The sequence below is a fragment of the Acinetobacter sp. 129952 genome, assembly GCF_056642055.1.
The window spans coordinates 109,450-130,781 of sequence record NZ_JBWVSU010000009.1; the positions used below are offsets into that span (position 1 = coordinate 109,450).

19 protein-coding genes are annotated in these 21,332 nt (G+C 43.2%); 11 read left to right on the forward strand and 8 right to left on the reverse strand.

Features of this window, described 5'->3' with window-relative positions; genetic code table 11:
* Positions 1-14: 14 nt before the first annotated feature.
* The 3 genes from minC to AC1IR0_RS11465 form a co-directional block, all read right to left on the reverse strand.
* Positions 15-728 carry a septum site-determining protein MinC gene (gene minC / locus AC1IR0_RS11455; protein ID WP_114541550.1) on the reverse strand — a complete coding sequence of 238 codons (714 nt, stop codon included), beginning with the start codon at positions 726-728 and terminating at the stop codon, positions 15-17.
* Positions 729-887: 159 nt separating this feature from the next.
* On the reverse strand, positions 888-1,952 hold the full coding sequence (locus AC1IR0_RS11460; protein ID WP_004279261.1) for a hypothetical protein: 1,065 nt from the start codon (positions 1,950-1,952) through the stop codon (positions 888-890).
* Between the two features lie 2 nt (positions 1,953-1,954).
* The gene (locus tag AC1IR0_RS11465; RefSeq protein WP_374952202.1) at positions 1,955-2,896 is read right to left on the reverse strand and encodes an acyltransferase; all 942 of its coding nucleotides are present in this window, start codon (positions 2,894-2,896) and stop codon (positions 1,955-1,957) included.
* A 252-nt stretch (positions 2,897-3,148) separates the two neighbouring features.
* Between AC1IR0_RS11465 and AC1IR0_RS11470 the strand changes: the two genes are divergently transcribed.
* The 9 genes from AC1IR0_RS11470 (at position 3,149) to AC1IR0_RS11510 (ending at position 12,469) form a co-directional block, all read left to right on the forward strand.
* On the forward strand, positions 3,149-3,802 hold the full coding sequence (locus tag AC1IR0_RS11470; protein ID WP_005247109.1) for a YiaD family glycine zipper/OmpA-like lipoprotein: 654 nt from the start codon (positions 3,149-3,151) through the stop codon (positions 3,800-3,802).
* A gap of 137 nt (positions 3,803-3,939) precedes the next feature.
* On the forward strand, positions 3,940-5,979 hold the full coding sequence (locus AC1IR0_RS11475; protein ID WP_004730583.1) for a UvrD-helicase domain-containing protein: 2,040 nt from the start codon (positions 3,940-3,942) through the stop codon (positions 5,977-5,979).
* Between the two features lie 47 nt (positions 5,980-6,026).
* Positions 6,027-6,479 carry a dUTP diphosphatase gene (dut, locus tag AC1IR0_RS11480; RefSeq protein WP_004646127.1) on the forward strand — a complete coding sequence of 151 codons (453 nt, stop codon included), beginning with the start codon at positions 6,027-6,029 and terminating at the stop codon, positions 6,477-6,479.
* A gap of 386 nt (positions 6,480-6,865) precedes the next feature.
* On the forward strand, positions 6,866-8,284 hold the full coding sequence (locus AC1IR0_RS11485) for a phosphomannomutase/phosphoglucomutase (RefSeq protein WP_409655453.1): 1,419 nt from the start codon (positions 6,866-6,868) through the stop codon (positions 8,282-8,284).
* 10 nt (positions 8,285-8,294) lie between these two features.
* Entirely contained in the window at positions 8,295-9,203 is a 909-nt protein-coding gene (gene argB, locus AC1IR0_RS11490) for an acetylglutamate kinase (protein ID WP_004279270.1), read from the forward strand.
* A 131-nt stretch (positions 9,204-9,334) separates the two neighbouring features.
* The gene (locus AC1IR0_RS11495) at positions 9,335-10,183 is read left to right on the forward strand and encodes a class II glutamine amidotransferase (RefSeq protein WP_004730575.1); all 849 of its coding nucleotides are present in this window, start codon (positions 9,335-9,337) and stop codon (positions 10,181-10,183) included.
* Between the two features lie 275 nt (positions 10,184-10,458).
* Positions 10,459-10,914, forward strand: coding sequence for a bacteriohemerythrin (locus AC1IR0_RS11500; protein ID WP_005247102.1), 456 nt, complete (start codon positions 10,459-10,461; stop codon positions 10,912-10,914).
* Between the two features lie 143 nt (positions 10,915-11,057).
* A complete protein-coding gene (locus tag AC1IR0_RS11505) occupies positions 11,058-12,137 on the forward strand; it encodes a hypothetical protein (RefSeq protein ID WP_409655458.1) in 1,080 nt (359 codons plus the stop codon).
* Positions 12,137-12,469 carry an RnfH family protein gene (locus tag AC1IR0_RS11510; RefSeq protein ID WP_310077822.1) on the forward strand — a complete coding sequence of 111 codons (333 nt, stop codon included), beginning with the start codon at positions 12,137-12,139 and terminating at the stop codon, positions 12,467-12,469. The genes AC1IR0_RS11505 and AC1IR0_RS11510 overlap by 1 nt, the downstream gene beginning before the upstream one ends.
* A 100-nt stretch (positions 12,470-12,569) precedes the next feature.
* Here the strand turns inward: AC1IR0_RS11510 and AC1IR0_RS11515 are convergent, their stop codons facing one another.
* Positions 12,570-12,968: an outer membrane protein assembly factor BamE gene (locus AC1IR0_RS11515; RefSeq protein WP_004279275.1), complete on the reverse strand. Its 399-nt coding sequence runs from the start codon at positions 12,966-12,968 to the stop codon at positions 12,570-12,572.
* Positions 12,969-13,080: 112 nt separating this feature from the next.
* On the opposite strand from AC1IR0_RS11515, the gene fur reads away from it, so the two are divergent.
* Positions 13,081-13,518: a ferric iron uptake transcriptional regulator gene (gene fur / locus AC1IR0_RS11520; protein WP_004646136.1), complete on the forward strand. Its 438-nt coding sequence runs from the start codon at positions 13,081-13,083 to the stop codon at positions 13,516-13,518.
* Positions 13,519-13,587: 69 nt separating this feature from the next.
* Here fur and AC1IR0_RS11525 read toward each other — a convergent pair whose 3' ends face one another.
* Both AC1IR0_RS11525 and AC1IR0_RS11530 read right to left on the reverse strand, forming a co-directional pair.
* The gene (locus AC1IR0_RS11525) at positions 13,588-14,709 is read right to left on the reverse strand and encodes a PilT/PilU family type 4a pilus ATPase (RefSeq protein WP_004279277.1); all 1,122 of its coding nucleotides are present in this window, start codon (positions 14,707-14,709) and stop codon (positions 13,588-13,590) included.
* Between the two features lie 30 nt (positions 14,710-14,739).
* A complete protein-coding gene (locus tag AC1IR0_RS11530) occupies positions 14,740-15,777 on the reverse strand; it encodes a type IV pilus twitching motility protein PilT (protein ID WP_004279279.1) in 1,038 nt (345 codons plus the stop codon).
* 123 nt (positions 15,778-15,900) lie between these two features.
* Here AC1IR0_RS11530 and AC1IR0_RS11535 point away from each other — a divergent pair, with 123 nt between their 5' ends.
* The gene (locus tag AC1IR0_RS11535; protein WP_409655484.1) at positions 15,901-16,590 is read left to right on the forward strand and encodes a YggS family pyridoxal phosphate-dependent enzyme; all 690 of its coding nucleotides are present in this window, start codon (positions 15,901-15,903) and stop codon (positions 16,588-16,590) included.
* A gap of 31 nt (positions 16,591-16,621) precedes the next feature.
* Here AC1IR0_RS11535 and AC1IR0_RS11540 read toward each other — a convergent pair whose 3' ends face one another.
* The gene (locus AC1IR0_RS11540; protein WP_409655487.1) at positions 16,622-17,728 is read right to left on the reverse strand and encodes an acyltransferase family protein; all 1,107 of its coding nucleotides are present in this window, start codon (positions 17,726-17,728) and stop codon (positions 16,622-16,624) included.
* A gap of 5 nt (positions 17,729-17,733) precedes the next feature.
* A complete protein-coding gene (locus tag AC1IR0_RS11545) occupies positions 17,734-21,330 on the reverse strand; it encodes an AAA family ATPase (RefSeq protein ID WP_409666083.1) in 3,597 nt (1,198 codons plus the stop codon).
* Positions 21,331-21,332: the final 2 nt, after the last annotated feature.

Here is a 21,332-nt window from a genome sequence, read left to right on the forward strand (position 1 = left end):
TGTTTATTTATACATTAAAATTGTAGAGCTTCAAATACAAGCTCTAGTTGATCATTCAAGTAAATATGCACAGATTTTTTAACTACATGCGGTGGAATATCATCCGCCACACAATAGGTTCCTGCAATTGAAATCAGTTCTGCTTCGAGACTATGACAGAAAATGCGTGCTGCAGTATTGCCACCCGCACCCGCAATGACCCGACCACGTGCGCTGCCATAAACATGAATATTGCCTGAAGCAATCACTTCTGAGCCACTGTTGATACCGGCATTAATAATAATGTCGCCATTATGCTGCACGATACATTGGCCGGTACGCAGGATTTCATCATGATATGAGGTGATATGCGCGACGATCGGAGCAGCAGGTGCTTGATTATCATTCACCGCTGTAGGTTCTGGTTTAACTTCCACGACCTGTTCTTTGGTGGCTTTAATTTCTTCTAACTGGCGATCAGGTGGCAGTACCGGGAACTGAATGGCGCGCGCCTGATCTCCAAGTAAACCCTCAGTAACAGCCATAGGCTGTACATCCAGACTGATTAATAGTTGAATTAGCGCAATGAGTTCCTGTTCAACTGAACTTTCAATGACTGCCAAAGTGCCGGGTGGAAATGCTGCTTGTAGTTTTGGGCTAAGTTGCTGGCGGATTGCATCATGATCATTGGTATCTAGGCTAATGCGTATCGCATTGACCATTCTGCCTTTTATCCGTATATCAGCCATAATTCTTCCTTAAATACTTCTGACGTGCTGGTTTTGTGTCGAAGCAATGTTGTAAATAGTGCAAATCCTAGAACAAATTGCAGTAATTCTCTAGCGATCTCAGTTATTTTTTTATGCGAACAGAACCGGACGGATTGATCTGATTCTGTACTTTAAACTTTACTTATCTATTGAGCTCTGATTTTGCTCATGTTCTTCTAAAATCTGTTGCCACTGTTTGACTTTCACCTGTTTTCGGATTGCTTCAAGTGTTTCAAAAACAGCCGATTCGACCAATTTATCAATATGTGGATTATGTTCAATCTGAATCTGGCTGATTTTATCTGAAATTAGGGTAAAAGTCGGATTTTCTTTTTGACCTGTGTGGGTAAATGGTTCAATCAGTCCTTGCGTGATATTTTCGCCCAAGCGTTGACCAATACTTTGAATTTGCTGTTCAATCCGGCTGCCCACAATTGGAATCAAACGTAATAATTGGGTCAATTCAGGAGTGTCTTCAATCGCCTGATTCACTACTTGCCCTACATTTTTAGCGATCATGGAACGTTGTGACTGTAATTCCTTGCCTAAAGATTCCTGCAAGATATCTGCCAAGGCAATGGCCAGTAATTTACGATGATGTTCCACCAGATCATCAATTAACTGTTTATGTGATGTGCTTGTGGTCAGTTCACGCTTGATGCCGTCCAGTACGGTCAGGACCACCCGGCTGGAAAGCTCTTCCATCAGCATGTTGTAATAAAAGTTGCCTTGGCGATACCAGCGATTGGGAATTACTTTATAACCATGGCTATGCAGGTTGTAGCCAATCGCGACCGCACGCAGCAGGCGCAGGAAACGTAGCTGAGGGATAATGGATAAAATTTCATACCAGTGCACAAAAGGGAAGAACCACCAGCGTCGATGATGACGCAGAACAATCGCGATGACCCAGCGGGCCAGTAATTCACAGACCAAGAAGGTGGTAAACCAGCCCTCGGTAATGATGACCCAAGGGCGTAAATCACTTTTATAAAACTGCAAGATTTCCGGTAAACGAATAAAGTCAAACAACCACTGACCAAAATCGCTCATTAAAATGGCGTTTGCACTGAGACAGAACAGATTGATGATGATTAAAACCATCATGAAAATGTCGTAAATCAGTGCAATTTTCCAGCCCCAGGTTCCTTTACGAACAAATTTAAAGGAGCTGGACGTAATGTCCGGGTTGTCGTTCTTCATAATTACTCGGTTACAGATCCGGCCGGGGCTTGGGCAAAGTTCTGCTGCATTTGTGCGATGAGCTGATCTTTTTCGGTCCAGATTTGATCAATCCATTTTTGAAAGCGTGCACGATATTCAGCATCATCTTCATAATTGCCGCCCAGTACCCAGTCTGGAATATCAATTTTTCTTAAATTTACCGCAATACGTGGTACTTCACCTAACCAGAATTCACCATAGCCCGGAATACCGTCAGGATAAACAATGGTCATGTCGACCAGCGCATCAATTTTATCGCCGAGAATACTGAGCGCCAATGCCAGACCACCGGCTTTAGGTTTCAGTAAATGTGTATAGGAAGACTGCTGCTGATCATGCTTTTCCTGGGTAAAGCGGGTGCCTTCCAGATAATTTAACAGGGTAAAAGGCTGACTGATCAGCTGTTCACAAGATTTGCGTGCTTCTTCCATATCCCGGTATTTCAGTGCAGGATTTTTGGCAATCTGTTCCTTGCTATGCCGCTTCATCATCGGGAAGCCCAAAATTTTAAAGGCCTGTCCAACAAAAGGAATAAAAATAAGTTCCCATTTGGTAAAGAAACGCGTCAGGGGCATACGGGTCAGACCGAAGTACTGGTTGACGGTGGTATCGACCCAGCTTTGATGATTACAGGTCATCAAATAACGGCCCTGCATATTCAAATCCAGTGATTCATCTACGCTGATTTGCCATTGCGTGTTTTTCAGCACATGCTCAATCAGCCAGTTATTGACCCCTAACCAGCTGTTGGTAATCTTGATATTGGTTTCATCCACTTTTGCGGATTTTTTAAAAATTTTGGTTAAACCCAAGGCCAGCACCGGGGGGCCATGAAAAAAAGTACTGCCAGTCATGACTGAAGTGACCGTCAGGCCACGTGCCAGTTTTTTTAAAGTCGGTTGCTTGTTGCTATTCGATGACATATCCAAACAGTCCCCACAGATTAATCGCTTAAATTTTTCATATTTTGAGTAATATAGAGACAGTTAGGCAAATAAAAAAGCCTGAACAGGAAACTATGAAGATATTGTGATGAACTACTTTGATTTAGTTACATATAAACATTACAAAATATTACTAAACGATTTATTATTAACAAAAATTCAATGGTTACACCATTCAATTTAAATCATTATCTCGCTTATACAACAAAGCATACAACAAGGAGTCATGCGATGCGTGCACTAGTAATTTCAGCAGCTGTAGCAGGGGCCGTAGCACTTACAGGTTGTCAATCAACTGGCAGTAACATCGGTGGTGTGGAATATGATAAAGCGGCTCTAGGTACTTTAATTGGTGCTGCAGCTGGCTACGGCGTTTCTAAAAGTAATGCAAATACTAGCCGTCAAAACAACCGTGCAGCAGCAATTGGTGCTGTTGTAGGTGGTGCAGCGGGTATTTATCTTGACAATAAAGAGAAAAAATTACGTCAAGCAACAGCAGGTACTGGCGTAGACGTTAACCGTAATGCAGATGGTTCGATTAACCTTGTAATGCCAGGCAGCATTACATTTGATACGAACAAATCAAATATCAAACCAAACTTCTATGGTACTTTGAACAAAGTGGCGCAAGTATTAACTGAAGATAACAAGAGCGGTATTCTTGTAACTGGTTATACAGACAGCACGGGTAATGATTCAATTAACTTGCCATTGTCTCAAGCACGCGCAAACTCTGTAGCGACTTACTTGGCAGGCCAAGGTGTTTCACGTACACGTATTAATGCTCAAGGTTTAGGTTCAGCGAACCCAATTGCAGACAATACAACTGCTGCGGGTAAAGAACAAAACCGTCGTGTAGAAATCGCGGTATATGCAGTTCAATAATTCTTGAACGCTTAAGAAAAAACCACCTTCGGGTGGTTTTTTTATATCTGAACATTGACCTGATTAATCGTATTTTAAATTAGGCAACTGACGCAGAGATGACTATAATCGGAGCCGAATCTAGAAGAGGAAGCCATATGTCACTCGCCAGTCAGTTAAATGACAAGCAACTTGAAGCCATGAAATACACTCAAGGACCCTTGTTAGTACTTGCAGGAGCGGGTTCAGGCAAGACTTCAGTGATCACGCGAAAAATCGCGTATTTAGTCAAGCATTGCGGAATTCCTGCACATCGTATTACCGCAATGACTTTTACCAATAAAGCGGCACGTGAGATGAAAGAGCGTGTCAGCAAATTGTTGACACGTGAAGAAAGTAAAGGCGTTTCAGTTTCAACCTTCCATACTTTTGGCCTGAATATGCTGCGCCTGGAGTTGAAACATACCCCACTGAAAAATAATTTCTCAATTCTGGATGCTGACGACTGTAAACGCATTCTGATGGATCTGATGCAACGTGACAATTTATCCGGTGCAGAAAGCAAAGAACTGATCGCCAAAGCCATGAAAATGATCTCGGACTGGAAAAATGATCTCATTCCACCTGAGCAAGCCCACACCACCTGTGAAACTGCCGAAGATGTGCAGTTTGCGCATTTGTATCAGCTTTATGAACGTAATTTACGCGCCTATAACGCCGTGGATTTTGATGATCTGATTGTAATGCCAACGCGCTTGCTGCAGGAAAATGCAGAAGTCCGTGACAAATGGCAAAATCGTGTGCGTTATCTGCTGGTCGATGAATATCAGGATACCAATACGGCGCAGTATATTCTGGTGAAATTACTGGTCGGTGTGATGGGACAATTCACTGCGGTAGGCGATGATGACCAGTCGATTTATGCCTGGCGTGGTGCTAAACCGGAAAATATGGCTTTGTTGCAGCAGGATTTTCCTAATCTGAAAGTGATCAAGCTGGAACAGAACTATCGTTCGACCAGTCGTATTCTTAAAGCAGCCAACACCGTGATTGGCAATAATCCGCATATTTTTGATAAAAAGCTCTGGTCAGACAAAGGCCATGGTGAAGTGATCCGTGTGATTACCTGCCGAAATGATGATGATGAAGCAGAGCGCGTGGTTAAAGACCTGATCACGCATAAGCTGATGAATGGTAAAAGCTGGAAAGATTATGCGGTGTTGTACCGTGGCAATTTCCAGGCGCGTATTTTAGAAACCCATCTACGTCAGATGCAGATTCCGTATAAATTATCTGGCGGACAGTCCTTCTTCGCGCGTGCCGAAATCAAGGACATGATGAGTTATTTACGTCTGATCATTAACCCTGAAGATGACAGTGCATTCCTGCGAATTATCAATACGCCAAAACGGGCGATTGGTCCGGTAACGCTGGAAAAGCTCGGCTTATTTGCTCAGGAAAATAATCTGTCGCTTCTGGCTGCGGCAGCGGATCAGCGCCTGACCATGGCGATTCCGAAAAAGGCCACGACCCAATTGGCCGAGTTTGCCGATTTTATTGAGGGCTTTACCCGCAATTTACTGGATGATGATGAACCAGTGCCGATCATCCGCCAGATGATGATTGAAGCCGGTTATATCGATTACATCAAGGAAACTGCAGCCACGCCAGCGCAGGAAAAAACCAAGCTCGACAATATCGAAGTGCTCTACAGCAGCATTCAAAGCCTGATTAACCGCGCTGAGGATGTTGATGAAAAGAATATTGAAAGTGTAATTCGTAAAATGGTGCTGCTGGATATGCTGGAGCAGCAACAAGAAGAAGAAGACACCGATAAAGTCAACTTACTGACTTTACATGCATCCAAAGGTCTTGAGTTTCCTTATGTGTATCTGATTGGGCTGGAAGAAGAAATTCTGCCGCATAAAAACTCGATCGCTGCGGAAACCGTCGAAGAAGAACGCCGTCTGATGTATGTGGGGATTACCCGTGCACGTCAGGGCTTGACCATTACTTTGGCAGAACAACGCAAGGCGGGCGGGCAGATGAAGCAAATGACCCCAAGCCGTTTCCTGGATGAATTACCAGAAGATGAGCTGGAATGGTTAGGTCGTAAGAAAAAGCTGGCAGGCAACATCGATCCGAAATTACAAGCCCAACATTATCTTGATAATTTGCGTAATCTTATCAAACGATAAGAAACAAGGCTTGCTCTTATTTTAAATGAAACAACAGGAATGAATACATGAAAGTTCAGGTGAAAGTCCTTGACTCACGTCTCGGTCAGGAATGGCCATTACCGACTTATGCTACGACAGGTTCAGCGGGGCTGGATTTGCGTGCGTGTGTTGCAGAAACCACAATCATTGAACCAGGCCAAACGGTTTTGGTAAAAACTGGTTTAGCAATCTATATTGAAGATCCTGCATTTGCTGGTCTGATCTTGCCACGTTCGGGTTTGGGCCATAAACATGGGATCGTGTTGGGTAACCTGGTAGGTTTAATTGATTCTGATTATCAGGGTGAATTGATGGTATCCGTTTGGAACCGTAGTCAGACGGCATTCAGCTTAGAGCCAGGTGAACGTTTGGCGCAGTATGTGTTGGTTCCTGTGGTACAAGCTGAATTCGATCTGGTGAATGAATTCGAAGCGACTGAACGCGGTGCTGGTGGTTTTGGTCATACGGGTAAAAACTAAGTTTTAATCATGGTTTGCATTCATTAACTGGATGTAAGCCATTTTTAGTTGATTAGATTAAATATTAAAAAAATGAGTTGGTTGAAATATATTTAAAAAATAAAACCTTATTTTTTCGGCCAAGTAGAATTATTTAAATCCAAAATTGATGTAATTATCAAATGTCTAATTAGATGAAACTCAAAATAAATATAATTAAATAATCATTGTTTAATTACAAGAATCCTATAATTCTAAAGTTGTAGATTATATTTTTATAATTGATTGTTACATTGAAATCGTTTAAAAATAGCGGGTCTTAAAACAAAAACAAATGTTTAAAGTCATTATGATGAAATCATCATTTTAAATCTCCTTATTTTAATGAATAGTGAAAAGACATTTTTATGGGATCTATGAATCATCCATTCCCCATGCATATCTTTCGTGCCTATGACATACGCGGTAAAGTTAGTCTATTAGGTGCCGGGATCATTGATGCAATTGCCCACGGTTTAGCCCAGCAGTATCAGGCTGCGGGACAGACACGTGTCGCCATTGGTTATGATGCACGCATCAGTAGCCCGGCTTTTGCCGATACCATTGCCCGTATTTTTGAAGACTATTCGCTGGAAGCCACTATTGTAGGCTGCTGTTCCAGCCCAATGCTATATTTCACCGCACGTCAGTTTGATGGCAATGGCATTATGGTCACTGCCAGTCATAACCCCAAAGAAGATAATGGTATTAAATGGATTATTGATGGTGAACCACCTTGTCCTGAGATGATTCAACAGGTGGCCCAACTGGCAAAGTCGCATTGCGATAGCCAGCTACTTGGTTTAGCTGAACTGCCGCATCAGATTATTCCAGAGTTTTGCCTGCAGTATCAGCAGGGGATATTAGAAGATATTCAATTGAAGCGCTCATTTAAAGTAGTTCTGGATGGTCTGCATGGCTCCGCCGGACGTTGTGCTGACCTGGTACTCAGAAAAATGGGCTGTGAAGTGACTGCTTTACGTTGCGAGGCCAATGGACATTTTCCGGATCATGCGCCGGATCCTTCGCAAGACAAACATCTTGAGACTTTACGCCAAACTGTCATGCAACAGCAGGCTGATCTCGGTATTGCCCTGGACGGTGATGGCGATCGCCTGGTTCTGGTTGATGAACAGGGTCAGATTATCACAGCCGATCAGTTATTATGTCTGTTTGCCGAAATTTGCCTAAGCGATTCAGCACCACGCCAATTTGTTTATGATGTGAAATGTTCAACTCTGGTTCGCGATACAGTGCAACGTCTGGGCGGGGAACCTGTGATGATTCGTACCGGCAGTTCATTTCTCAGAACTTATCTGAACCAGTCTCAGCATCAGGCGATTTTTGGTGGGGAATATGCCGGACATTATGTCTTTAATGATGGTCGCGGCTGGGGCTATGATGATGGACTCTATGCAGCGCTCAGAGTCATGGAATATCTCGACCAAACGGGGCAAACTCTCGCGCAGGCCTTGGCGGCTTATCCAAAACGACATGGTACTGAAGATCTTTATATTTCAACGCGTCAAGTACGTCCTGTTGAGCTTTTAAACTTCGTTGAACAACAATCCGCAAGAATTAATGCGCAAATCAGTAAAATTGATGGGATACGTCTTGATTTTGAGGATGGTTTTGGCATCATTCGAGCATCCAATACAGGTGAGTATTTCACAGTGCGCTTTGATGCCAATAATGCCCAAGGTCTAAATGAAATTCGTCATCTGTTTGTAGCCATGTTGCGTGACCGTTATCCAGAGATCGCTCAAGACATTTTAGATGCTCAATAAGGAGAGGCGAATGCCAAATCAACAAACAGGCATCGACAAAGCACAGATTTTGACAGAAGCTTTGCCGTATATTCAACGCTTTGCGGGTAAAACCCTGGTGGTAAAATACGGCGGTAACGCGATGACCGATCCTGAGCTGGAAAGTTCATTTGCACGTGATATCGTATTATTAAAAACAGTCGGTATTAATCCGATCGTGGTACATGGTGGTGGCCCGCAAGTCGATTCCATGCTGAAACAGCTGGGCCGCGAATCAGACCGTATTGACGGCATGCGCGTGACTGATCCTGCGACCATGGAAGTAGTCGAGATGGTACTTGGCGGTAGCGTTAACAAATCTATCGTGAACCTGATTAACCAGCATGGTGGTCGTGCGATTGGTCTTACCGGTAAAGACGGCAACCTGATTCGTGCGCAAAAGCTGCTGATGGAAAAAGTGGCTGAAGATGGTTCAGTTGAGCAAATTGATCTGGGTCTGGTCGGTGAAGTCGTTGGCGTGAAAACTGATGTTCTGGAAATGTTTACCAATAGTGACTTTATTCCAGTCATTGCCCCGCTAGGTGTCGATGAAGAAGGCAATACCTATAATATCAATGCTGATTTGGTCGCTGGTAAAGTCGCTGAAGCCCTAGGTGCAGAAAAACTGATTCTACTCACCAATATCACCGGTGTCTTGGATGAAAATAAAAACCTGTTGACTGGTTTGACCACTCAAGAAGTCGATCGTCTGATCGAAACTGGCGTGATTTATGGCGGCATGATTCCAAAGGTCGGTTGTGCGCTGGATGCGGTAAAAGGCGGCGTCGTAAGTGCACATATCGTGGATGGCCGTGTACCTCATGCCAGCTTACTAGAAATTTTCACCGATCATGGTGTGGGCACCCTCATTACCAATCGTGCCAATCCGCATCGTTCTTAAGCCAATTTTTGCGAAAAAGAGTCTCAATAGAGACTCTTTTTTATTTGGATTTCTTATAGCCACCTATTTGAAATGACTGGGACAGTCATGCACAATAAGCTTCTAAGTAAATAGAGAGCTGAAACCAGACCATGTGCCAACTGCTCGGAATGAATTGTGCCACCCCGACGGATATTACTTTTTCTTTTCGCGGGTTTTCCCAGCGGGCGGGCATTACCTCTGATCATGCGGATGGTTTCGGGATTGCTTTCTTTGAAGATAAAGCCTGCCGTCTGTTCGTCGATAACCAGTCCGCGATTGAATCACCGATTGCCGAGCTGGTACGTAATTATCCAATCAAATCACGCAATGTGATTGCCCATATCCGTAAAGCGACCCAAGGCAAAATTAATCTGGAAAACTCGCATCCTTTTAGCCGTGAACTTTGGGGGCGGCAATGGATTTTTGCCCATAATGGCGATTTATATGATTATTTTCCTGAACTGTCAGGGCGCTTTACTCCAGTCGGAAATACCGACAGTGAGCGTGCCTTCTGTTACCTGCTGGATCAACTGGTGAAACGCTTTGGCTATCATGAGCCGAAACTGGATCAGGTTTTCGATCTTCTAGCTGAAATTTCACCTGCAATCGCGGAGCATGGCACCTTTAATTTCTGCCTGTCGAATGGTCAGGCGCTGTTTAGCTATGCGATTACTAAACTCCACTGGCTGGTACGTGAATACCCGTTTAGACCGGCTCAGCTGATTGATATTGATGTCGAAGTGGACTTTAGTCAGGTCACGACCCCTGAAGATCGCGTCGCAGTGATTACCACTGAACCATTGACCCAGAATGAAGAATGGACTGCCTTCCAGCCCGGTGAAATGATCCTGTTTCAGCATGGGGCGAAAGTACGTTCTCAGTTGACGCATGTTGAACGTCTGGAACGTGAACGTCTTGATCCTTCCTTAAAACGCGTCACGCGAGCTGATCAATATTGAAATGCGATTAAAGACGGAGTTTAAACTCCGTTTTTTTATATTTAAAAAATAAGAAAAAATCTAAGAATAAATAAAGGTTTATTGCGGATTTTGGTTAATTAATATCTTAGCCTTTTACTCAGGATAAATTATTTTTAATTATATATAACAGAAACTTAAAATGAAAAAGCCGGATTTAGGCGGAAAGCCGACTAATTTGCTTCATTTTTATTTGAATCAATACGCTATATGCTCATTTTCACGTTATAAGTCCTTAATATTTATAGGTGGTCGTAATGAAAATGAAATGGGTTCCAGATTATAATACTGGTATCGATGTGATTGACGATCAGCACAAACGAATTCTCGATTATATCAACGAAATTGATGGAATTGATGCCAATACCGAGCGTGCCCGTATTAAACAGATTCTCGACAATATTATTGATTATACCCAGTCGCATTTCACCTTTGAGGAATCTCTTCAGGAAGAAGCCGGCTATAAATATCGGGTGCCGCATAAACGTGTGCATGACCTGTTTATTAAAAAAATCGAGTCTTATCGTGACCGTTTTGAACTGGGACAGTCCATTGAATCAGAGCTACACGAAGTATTATCAAAATGGCTGATTAACCATATTCAGCACGATGACGCGGATTATGTCGGTGCCGTGAAAGAAAATATGATGGGGATCATCAAGGAAAAAGAAAAGAAAACAGGTAAAAACTGGTTCGCTCGTTTCTTTTCATAATAAAAGACGTAACGAGATAACAAAAATTAAAATCTAATTATAATTTTTGCGCAGCAAATCACTGTCATGGTGGTTTGCTTTTTGTTTTTGATTTTCACCGCTCCACAAGGCAAAATAGCGCTAGATTTTTATAGGAATGCATCATGCAGGACAATGCTATGTCAAAATGGTTATCGCCGCTGATGGCTTTCTGTTTATCGTTTATTATCATCGCGACGCTCGCACCGATAACCGGTATACAGATTGATCGTCAGATGGATTTCTGGATGCTCTGGTTGGCCTCCATGCTGATTCTGGCACTTCCAGTCTGCTACTTGGAAATTGCTTTGGCCAAGCGCTCTAAAACAACGCCATTACAGGCGCTTTCGACGCTGACCCGTGAAGCGGATGCGTCACAGAAATGGCGTATTGTCGGCTGGTTAAGTGTGATTTTTATTCCGTTTTTGGCAGGTGCTATGTTGAACAATGCCAGCAATGTTCTGGCGGTTGTTGCACTTGATCTTGCACCGAACCTTTTGTTGATCGGATTGGCAATTGCTGCGCTGGTCTTGTCACTGCTGCCGCGTCAAATTTTATTAGCTTTTACAACGATTGGCGTACTGGCGTCTCTGGTTCTAGCCAATGTGATGGGAACGGTGCTACCTGCATGGCAAATCACGCCAGTCGAGTTCTCGGAATGGGGCAATGCCACGGTATTGGCGCTGGTGGCAAGTGGTCTGGGCATGGGCTTGTACTGGCAATCTAGCCTGAGCGCTGTACAACAACAGGATGTCGCCAGCAAGACGGTATTGCCGATCTGGATTGCGCAGCTCGTTGCTGTCATTGCATTTGCTTTCTTTGCCGTACAAGCACAAATTCCTGCATTTACTCTGGTCGCAGCAATGGTGGCAGCTGCCGCATTAATTCTGCAAATGGCACGTGAACAATTACAGCAACGCCAGCTTCATCCTGCGATTCAATGGGCGATTGTGGCGGCGGTTACACTGATCTGGGCTATTCCAAATCTAAGCCCAATTTTCAATGTGGTCTTGTTAGTCTGGGGCCTATTGATTTGTTTGATCTATGCACTGTTTGCCGGCTGGATCATGAAGATCAGTCATTTGCGTAAATCAATGAATTTTAGCTCTGAAGCATTCTATAACCTTTGGCGTATTGCAGTACGTGTAGTGTTGCCGGTCGGGATTATTCTGGCAATCATTGCTGTCTTAGGACAATTCGTCTGATGAGTAAGGCGATGATCTGGGTAGCGTATGCGACGTCAGAAAAACAATTTCATCTAGCCGTGCCATTTCAGCCTGGCATGACGGCACTGGATGCGATTCAGCAAAGTAGAATCCGTGAGCAGGTCGAATTGCCTGAACCGTTATCTCTGGGCATTTTTGGCGTGCGTTTGCAAGATCATCAGCAGCTATTGGCAGCAGGGGATCGGGTGGAAATTTACCGAGCACTGACCATCAATCCTAAAGACATCCGACGTAAACGCGCCGAGAAAAATCCGGTGGGTCGTTATGCCAGAGGCAATCTTTTAAGAAAGCTGAAACCGTCTTCCGAATAGAAAGCGGCTTGAATGAGCAGTAGCCTCAATGATCTGCTCAATCAATCAGCTTAATCAAAAAAGCCCCTGATGATTCAGGGGCTTTTTCATGAGAAACCGACTATAGTGGAGGAGCATTTAAAATTGCTTCTTTTGATCCTGGTAAGCCGGGTTGAGATTCTGGAATCGTCTCCAGACCTTCAACACGTTCTACGATACCAGACTGGTTAAAGTAGATTTTCAAATGCTGGCCTTGGGCTGCCGGGATCTTGGCTTTTTTAGCGTAGGTTCCTGGGGTATAGTTATAGATGTAGTCCCAACGTAAAGGATTCAGTGGATCGCTTACTGTTGGACTGCCCAGTAAGAAACGCACCTGTTGATGGCTCATTCCCACCTGAATTTTAGCGGCTTGTGCTTGGGTTAAAGGGGTTCCTTGTGGAATATCTACTTTATAAACACCTAATGTCGAACAGCCGACGAGCAATGAAGTGACGAATAACGTCAACATGATTTTTTGCATTTTGCTAAACTATCCCAAATTAATTATGATGCATTTGATCCAAGGATAGATCATACTGCATCTAAACTTTGTTGCATATTCCAACTTTGATTTTGTTGAGAGACCTTTTTACATGACTATTTCAAACCAAGATTTACGAAAAGCTGGGCTGAAAGTTACCCTTCCACGAATTAAAATATTAGAATTACTAGAAAATTCAAAACAACATCATTTAAGTGCGGAAGATATTTACAAGACTTTACTCGATCAGGGCGAAGATGTAGGTTTAGCAACTGTGTATCGTGTGTTAACACAGTTTGAAGCAGCGGGCATTATCGAACGTCATAATTTTGAAAATAATCATTCAGTTTTTGAAATTATGCAGGAAGATCACCACGATCACCTGGTATGTTTAAATTGCAGCAAAGTTGTTGAATTTATTAATGACACGATTGAAAAAGAGCAGCATGACGTTGCTGAAAAATTTGGTTTTGAATTAACCGGTCACTCACTGAATCTGTATGGCTATTGTGATGCGACTGCATGTCAGGAAGTGTTCCGTAAAAAATAATTTGAGCGCTGGTTCAAACAAAAAAAACAGGCTTCATGGGAAGCCTGTTTTTTTATGCGCTCAATCTGATCAGGACTGACCGTCAAAGGTGATATTGGAATGTGCACGCAATAAATGGCTGCCACCTTCTTCTGACAGTTTGATTTGCAAACGCAGGTCGTTGGGTGAATCCGCATGTTTCAGTGCATCTTTATAGCTGATCTGTTTGGCTTTATACAGATCATACAGCGCCTGATCGAAGGTCTGCATGCCCAGTTCACGGGAACGCTTCATCAGATCCTTGATCTCATGCACATCACCTTTACGAATCAAGTCGGCAATCAGTGGCGAGTTAATTAGAATCTCAATGGCAGCGCGGCGACCATTGCCATCGATGGTTGGAATCAGTTGCTGTGCCACAATCGCTTTCATGTTTAGGGACAAGTCCATAAACAGCTGGTTATGCCGGTCTGCTTCGAAGAAATGGATAATCCGGTCAATCGCCTGGTTGGCGTTGTTGGCGTGCAGGGTAGCAAACACCAGATGTCCGGTTTCGGCAAAGGCAATCGCATAGTCCATGGTTTCACGGGAACGGATCTCACCAATTAGAATCACATCCGGTGCCTGACGCAAGGTGTTTTTCAGGGCAATTTCAAATGAATCCGTATCAATGCCGACTTCACGCTGGGTAATGATACAACCCTTATGCTGGTGAATAAATTCGATTGGATCTTCAATGGTAATGATATGACCTTTGGAATTTTCATTACGATAACCGACCAAAGACGCCAGCGAGGTTGATTTACCGGTACCGGTTGCTCCGACAAAAATAATGATGCCACGTTTGGTCATCGCCAGTTCTTTTAAAATTGGCGGTAACTTGAGTTCATCCATGGTCGGAATGACGGTTTCAATCCGACGCAGCACCATCCCCGGTTGATCACGTTGCTGAAAGGCACTGACACGGAAGCGGGCACTTTTATCCGGCGTGCTGATGGCAAAGTTACATTCACGACTGTCAGCAAATTCTTTACGCTGCTTTTCGGTCATGATGGAATGGAGTAGTTGTCCTACTGCCGCACCGGGTAATTTTACCGAGCCAATTGGTAAAATCTGCCCATTAATCTTGATGGACGGTTCGACATCGGCAGTAATGAACAGATCCGATGCTTTTTTCTCCACCATATAATCGAGTAAGCCGTTAAAATCCATGTATATAAACCCCAATACAATTCAATTTTTTTATAAAAATGCTTCTGGCTGTTTGGCTGCAGTACGTGCAACTTGCGGGCTGATCAAACCTTTGGATACCAGTGTTTTCAGAGTCTGGTCCAGTGTGGTCATGCCATAGTTGGCACCGGTCTGGATTGCCGAGTACATTTGTGCGACTTTGTTTTCACGGATCAGGTTACGGATCGCAGGAATACCAATCATGATTTCATGCGCTGCGACACGCCCACCGCCATTTTTCTTCAGCAGAGCCTGTGAAACTACGGCTTGTAGGGATTCAGACAACATGGCGCGTACCATGTCTTTTTCTTCAGCAGGGAATACGTCGATCACACGGTCAATGGTTTTGGCCGCTGAGGTGGTATGCAGGGTACCAAATACTAAGTGACCGGTTTCTGCGGCAGTTAAGGCCAGACGAATGGTTTCAAGGTCACGCATCTCACCGACCAGAATAATGTCCGGGTCTTCACGTAATGCAGAACGTAATGCTTCATTAAAGCCATGGGTATCACGATGTACTTCACGCTGGTTAATCAGACATTTTTTGGACTGATGCACAAATTCGATTGGGTCTTCGACGGTCAGAATATGGTCATAGCGGTTGTCATTAATATAGTCCAGCATCGCCGCCAAGGTAGTTGATTTACCCGAACCGGTAGGACCTGTGACGAGGACCAGACCACGTGGATATTCACAGATATCCTTAAAAATCTGTCCCATGCCCAGATCTTCAAGCGTTAGGACTTTAGAGGGAATGGTACGGAATACTGCACCGGCACCGCGGTTCTGGTTAAATGCGTTGACACGGAAACGCGCCACGCCAGGCACTTCAAAAGAAAAGTCAGTTTCCAGATTTTCTTCAAAATCACGGCGTTGCTTGTCGTTCATAATATCGTACACCAGTTTGTGTACTTCTTTATGTTCCAGTGCAGGCAGGTTGATGCGACGAACTTCCCCATCGACACGAATCATTGGCGGTAAGCCCGCAGACAAGTGTAAATCCGACGCACCATTTTTAGCAGAAAATGCCAACAATTCTGTGATATCCATAAGGTCCCCGAGTTCATTAAAATGTTAATTATTTTGATAGAATAATAAGGCTTTCCCACAGCTTAACCAACACTTAGTTCATGGGCAAGGGAAAAAAAGATGAATGAAATGAGAACCCCATCAATGAATATATTGCAACAGTCACGAAATCAGGTCTTAGTGCAAATTGAAACTGCCTGTGTTGAGGCCGGCCGCGAAGCAGATGCGGTGCAACTGCTTGCCGTTTCCAAGACCCAGCCGAGCAGCGTGCTGGCAGAGATGTATCAGGCCGGGCAACGTGCTTTTGGTGAAAACTATTTGCAGGAAGCGCTGGAAAAAATCACGGCACTGAAAGAGCTGGAGATTGAGTGGCATTTTATTGGACATGTGCAGCGCAACAAAACCAAGGCTCTGGCAGAAAATTTTGCCTGGGTACATGGAGTCGATCGCCTAATTATTGCCGAGCGCTTATCAAATCAGCGTGGAGATGATCAGCCTGCACTAAATATCTGTATTCAGGTCAATATTGACGGTCAGGATACCAAGGATGGCTGTCAGCCGGCAGAAGTTGCAGATCTGGTGGCACAGATCAGCCAACTGCCGAATGTACGTTTACGTGGTTTGATGGTCATTCCAGCACCGAATAATCCTCAAGCCTTTGCTGATGCCAAAGTTTTATTTGATGTAGTAAAAACACAACATGCTCATCCTGAAGACTGGGATACTTTAAGTATGGGCATGTCTGGGGATATGACAGAAGCGATTGCTGCGGGTTCTACCATGGTTCGTGTTGGCACAGCCCTATTTGGTGCACGGCCTAAAAAAGATGTATAAACTACTAATGTCAGTTTTTTGCAGCAAAGCGTTATCGCAGGGTATTGGATAACGCTTTTTTTCTGGCTGGTTCGAGCCATTTAGCCATCAGCCAGGCAAAAACTATTAAGCTGCACATGCTGGCAAGCAAGGCTAAAACTGCTCCACCCAGACCATAGGCCAAAGTTGCTGGAATACAGCCCAAAATAAATAAAAGTAAGGGGAAATGGGTGACATACAAGGTATAGGAAAAGTCTGCGGATTGAACCCAGACCGGATGGTAGTGACTACGTCGATGCTGGAGCTGTACCAGCCAGCAGCTAAAGGCCAAACCCACACAGAAATTAAAAGGGGCAAAATTCGCAGCACGGTATTGCTGGGCCTCATCAATCAGCTGAAACTGGTAAGCATCAAAACAGGCGATTAGAAATGCCAAGCCGACTAGGGCTAATTTGACCGATTGTAAGCGGTTTAAAAAACGTAGCTGGATATATCGAAATGAACAGGCAAAGGCACTAAGCCAGACCAGAAAATAAATAAAAAACTGGATGTTCAGTAATGACAGTATAGCCAGAACCATAAAAAATCCGATTTTGGCGATTTCCGAATTTTTTAAAAAAGGTAGGAATCCGGCCAGCACATAAAACCACACTTCATAGCTCAGGCTCCAGAGTGCAGCATTGGCTGAAACCGTTGGTGTTACAAAGCCATTCAAAAATAGCAGCGAACCAAAAAATTCCATCATGTCTACATTATAGTCAGTCCGGATCATCATGCCAAAACTGTGTTGAAAAGCATGCGTGTGGCTGGTAAATAATAGTGGAGCAAGCAGATATAAAACCAGGGTCAACCCCATGGCAAACAGAAAGGGCGGTAAAATTCTGCGGCCACGCTGTCGGGCATAATGGTGCAGATTGAACTGACCATGCTGATGAATGTTGTGCTGGATCGAATAGCCGATCAGATAGCCACTTAAGGCAAAGAAAATCATGACTGCAGCCTGTCCAAGCAGGCGTATCCATGAATAAATGCTGGTATCGAAAGGCGCAATAAATGCCTGAAAGCAATGACTGAATAACACCACAATGGCACTGATACCCCGTAGGCTCTCAAGCTGTAAGCTGAAATAGGGCGAGAGCGTGTTCGGGGCAGGGTGAATCATCGCTAACCTATAATCTGAATGGTACTGGCGCCTGCACCAACAGGCTTGACCTGGATCTGTACTGGAATCCGTTCATGCATTTCCTGAATATGTGAGATTACGACCACTTTACGTCCCTGACTTTGTAACTGATCAAGTGCATTCATCACCATATGTAATGAAGATGCATCAAGGGTGCCAAAACCTTCATCGATAAAAAGGGATTCTATTTTCATGGAGCCTGAAGCCATATTGGCAATTGCTAAAGACAAGGCAAGGGCGGTCAAGAATGACTCACCCCCAGAAAGCGATGAAACAGAACGGGTTTCACCATCCATATCATGGTCAATAATGGCAAGACTGAGTGAGTTGTCTAAACGTTTTAAGGTGTAACGCTGAGACAGCATCGCGAGTTGCTGATTGGCAAATTCAAGCAAAATATCAAGGTTATATTGCTGCGCATAATCACGGAATTTTTTGCCTGTGGCATCCCCCATAAGACTGGAAATTTTATTCCAGCGATATTCTTCAGTTTGAATTTGCTGAATTTGTTCAGCAAATTGTTTTTGCTTATCTAGGTTCGAGTAGTGAACATCTAACTTGGTCTTAAGTTGGTCACGCTGTTCTTGTCGCTCTGCTAAAGCTTTAAGGTTCAGTTCAATGGCACGCTCAATCTGTAAGATTTGTACTTCAGGTTGAGTTTGTAAATGTTGTGTGAGCAGATGTTGTGTGGTTTTCAGTGCGGATGCTGCATCGACCAAGGCATGTTCGATATCTTTAATATGTTGACGTAGTTTTTGAGTTTCTTCAGTTGAAATGAGGCTTAATTGTGAAATCAAAGCATGATTAAAATCTAAATTTTGATTTAACCAGTGTTCGATTTCTAAAACACAAGCATGATGCTGTGTTTCAAGTTGAGCCAACTGAATTTTGAGTTGATCAAGCTGCCGTTGTTGGCTATCAAATTGTTGACGAGCTGTTTCGAAACTTTGTTGTATTTTCTGATGTTGCAGCTGTAAATTTTTACGCTGTTCATCGTGTTGAGTCAGCCATTCATGTGGTTTATCGACCGAAGTTTGCGTCATCTTAAAAATAAGCTGAACGGCAAGTTCCTTGTTCTCTTGTCCTTGACGCTCAAATTCAACTTTATCTTTTTCAGCGAGTTCAATCTGATTATTTTTAGCTTGTATCTCGTTATTTTTTTGAGCGAGTAGTTGAGCTTTCTCATTCAGTTGCTGATTTAAAGTCTCAAGATTCTGCAACAGGTGCTGACGCTCATGCAATTGTTGCGCAATGTGTTGTGCAACAGTTAAGGTTTGCTTATGCCAAGCATTTCGTTGCTCAGCAGTGAGCAGGTCTAGAAGGTATTGAATATTCTGTTCAGCTTGTTGAACGATCGACAGTTGTTGTGATATCTGCTGAATATTTTGGGTTAAATTCCGTTGTGTTTTTTCAACCTCATCGAGTTGTTTGATATTTTCCTCAAGTGTTATTTTTTCTTGTTGCAGGATTTGATTGACTTGAAGCAGTTGTTGTTCAATCTGTTCAGATTTTTGGGTTAAGTCTATTTGAATTTGGGCATTTTTGAAGCTTTGATAAAGTGCCTGTTCATGCTGTTGATGTTGAATATTTAAATCATCGAGACGTTTTTGCTGCTCGCTCAAAGATGCTGTTTGCTGTGTGTGTAATTGCTGACTCTTTTGCCAAGCATTAAAACTGTCTTGTTCGATTTGAATCGCTTGCTGCTCTTGTTGCTCTTGCAAATTGACGAGTTTACTCGATAGTGCAGAAAGGTCAGTTTTAAATGGATGATGTAAACTACCACAGACTAAACATGCTTCTCCATCAATCAATTGCTCGCGTAATTTCTCAATATTTTCAGCATGCAATAAGCGCTGTTGTTGCAGCATGCGTTGTAAGTTTTCACGTTCAAGTTTATGGGTTTGGTATTGCTGTTCTTGCAAATCAACTTGGATTTTACTTTGGGCACTCTGCTGTGCGAGCGCATTGCACGTTGTTTGCAGTTGATGCTGTTCAGAGCGTTGTTGTAGCCATTGTTTAAATTGATTTTGAATTAAACTAAATTGATGTTGTTGCTCCAAATTTTTTGCCTGATCGCGACGAAGTTCTAATAGTTGGTGATCAATTTTTTGGTCATCGCCATACTGTTGTTGTAGTGATTCCAATTGCTGCTTTTTCTGACTTAAATCGGTTCTAGCAGAAGCAATATCGCCATATTGTTTTTCAAAACTTTGGTAATGCTGAATAAATCGTTGTAACTGTGTGAGATGCGCGGAAAGTCCATCATCTAAACTGCTTAGTTGCATCGTTTGATTCAACTGTTCGGTTTGTTTTTGCTGATCTGACTTGAATTGCGCTAATTCCTTGTGTAGCTGAGTTTGTACAAGGATTAAGGGCTGTAACTCTTTTTGAAACTCGTCCAATACAGATTTTGCTTTAACAAACTGTTTACCAATGAATTCACGTTCTTGAATACAGTGACGGACTTGGTCAATACGGTGCTGATGGGTGTGTTCAAAATGCTGTAGCGCTTTGAGTTGTTCATCAATCTGTTTAAATGCAGTCTGTTTTTGCTCAAAAACTTGCTGAATGGTATGAAACTGTAGTTCAGTACTTTGAATTTGAGATTTTAACCGAGCTAATTCTGTTTGTGTTTTTTCTTGCTGGATCATACTTGGACGGATGGATGCAAAAACTTCGAGTTGTTTTAGACGGCCACGTTCTGTATTCAGTAAATCAAATTTTTGTTGTTGCTCCACATGCTGACGCTGTCGTTGCTGAACATCATTTTCCAGCTTTTGCTTTTGTTCAAACCATCGCTGGTTTTTTTCGAGTGCCGATTTTTCTTGTTCTAATTTTTTGTATTCAGTACAGATTGTATTGAATTGATCGCTTATAGTCGCTAAATCTTCTTCCGACAAAGTCTCGATATCACCGAGTCTGACTTCTAAAGCTTTGCGCTGATTGGCGATTTCCTTGGTTTTTTCATATGCCAATTGACCAATTTTGCCAAAAATACTGGAGTTGGTCAGATATTCGAGCAGTTCACCACGTTCAGTATCCCGTGATTTTAAAAATGCGGTCACTTCAGATTGAGCCAATAAAACGGCACGGGTAAATTGCTCAAAACTCAGCTGAGTAATTTGCAGAATTTTAGCTTCTACCGCTTTGGCTTTATCGGCAAGAATATTGCCATCACTCAGACATTTCAGTGAACGTTGCACACTTTGCAATTTGCCTGTGGGATTTTCACGTGCACGTTTAATTTCCCAGCGAGCTGAATATACTTTTTGATCTTGTGCAACAAAACTTAGTTCGGCAAAACCAATGCCTGTACCGCGACGCAAAACAGTTAATGGGGAATTGGTGAGAAGTTCAGAACCATCGATATCAGTCAGTTTGCCATCGCTATCTTTTAAACGAGGTACACGATTGAACAGTGCCAAACACATTGCATCCAGAATCGTGGACTTTCCGGCACCTGTTTTACCGACAATTGCAATTAAGCCTGCACTGGCAAGTGGATTGCTTTCAAAATCAATAAAATGTTCACCTGCAAGCGATGCCAAGTTTTTTATACGAATAGATAAAATTTTCATGG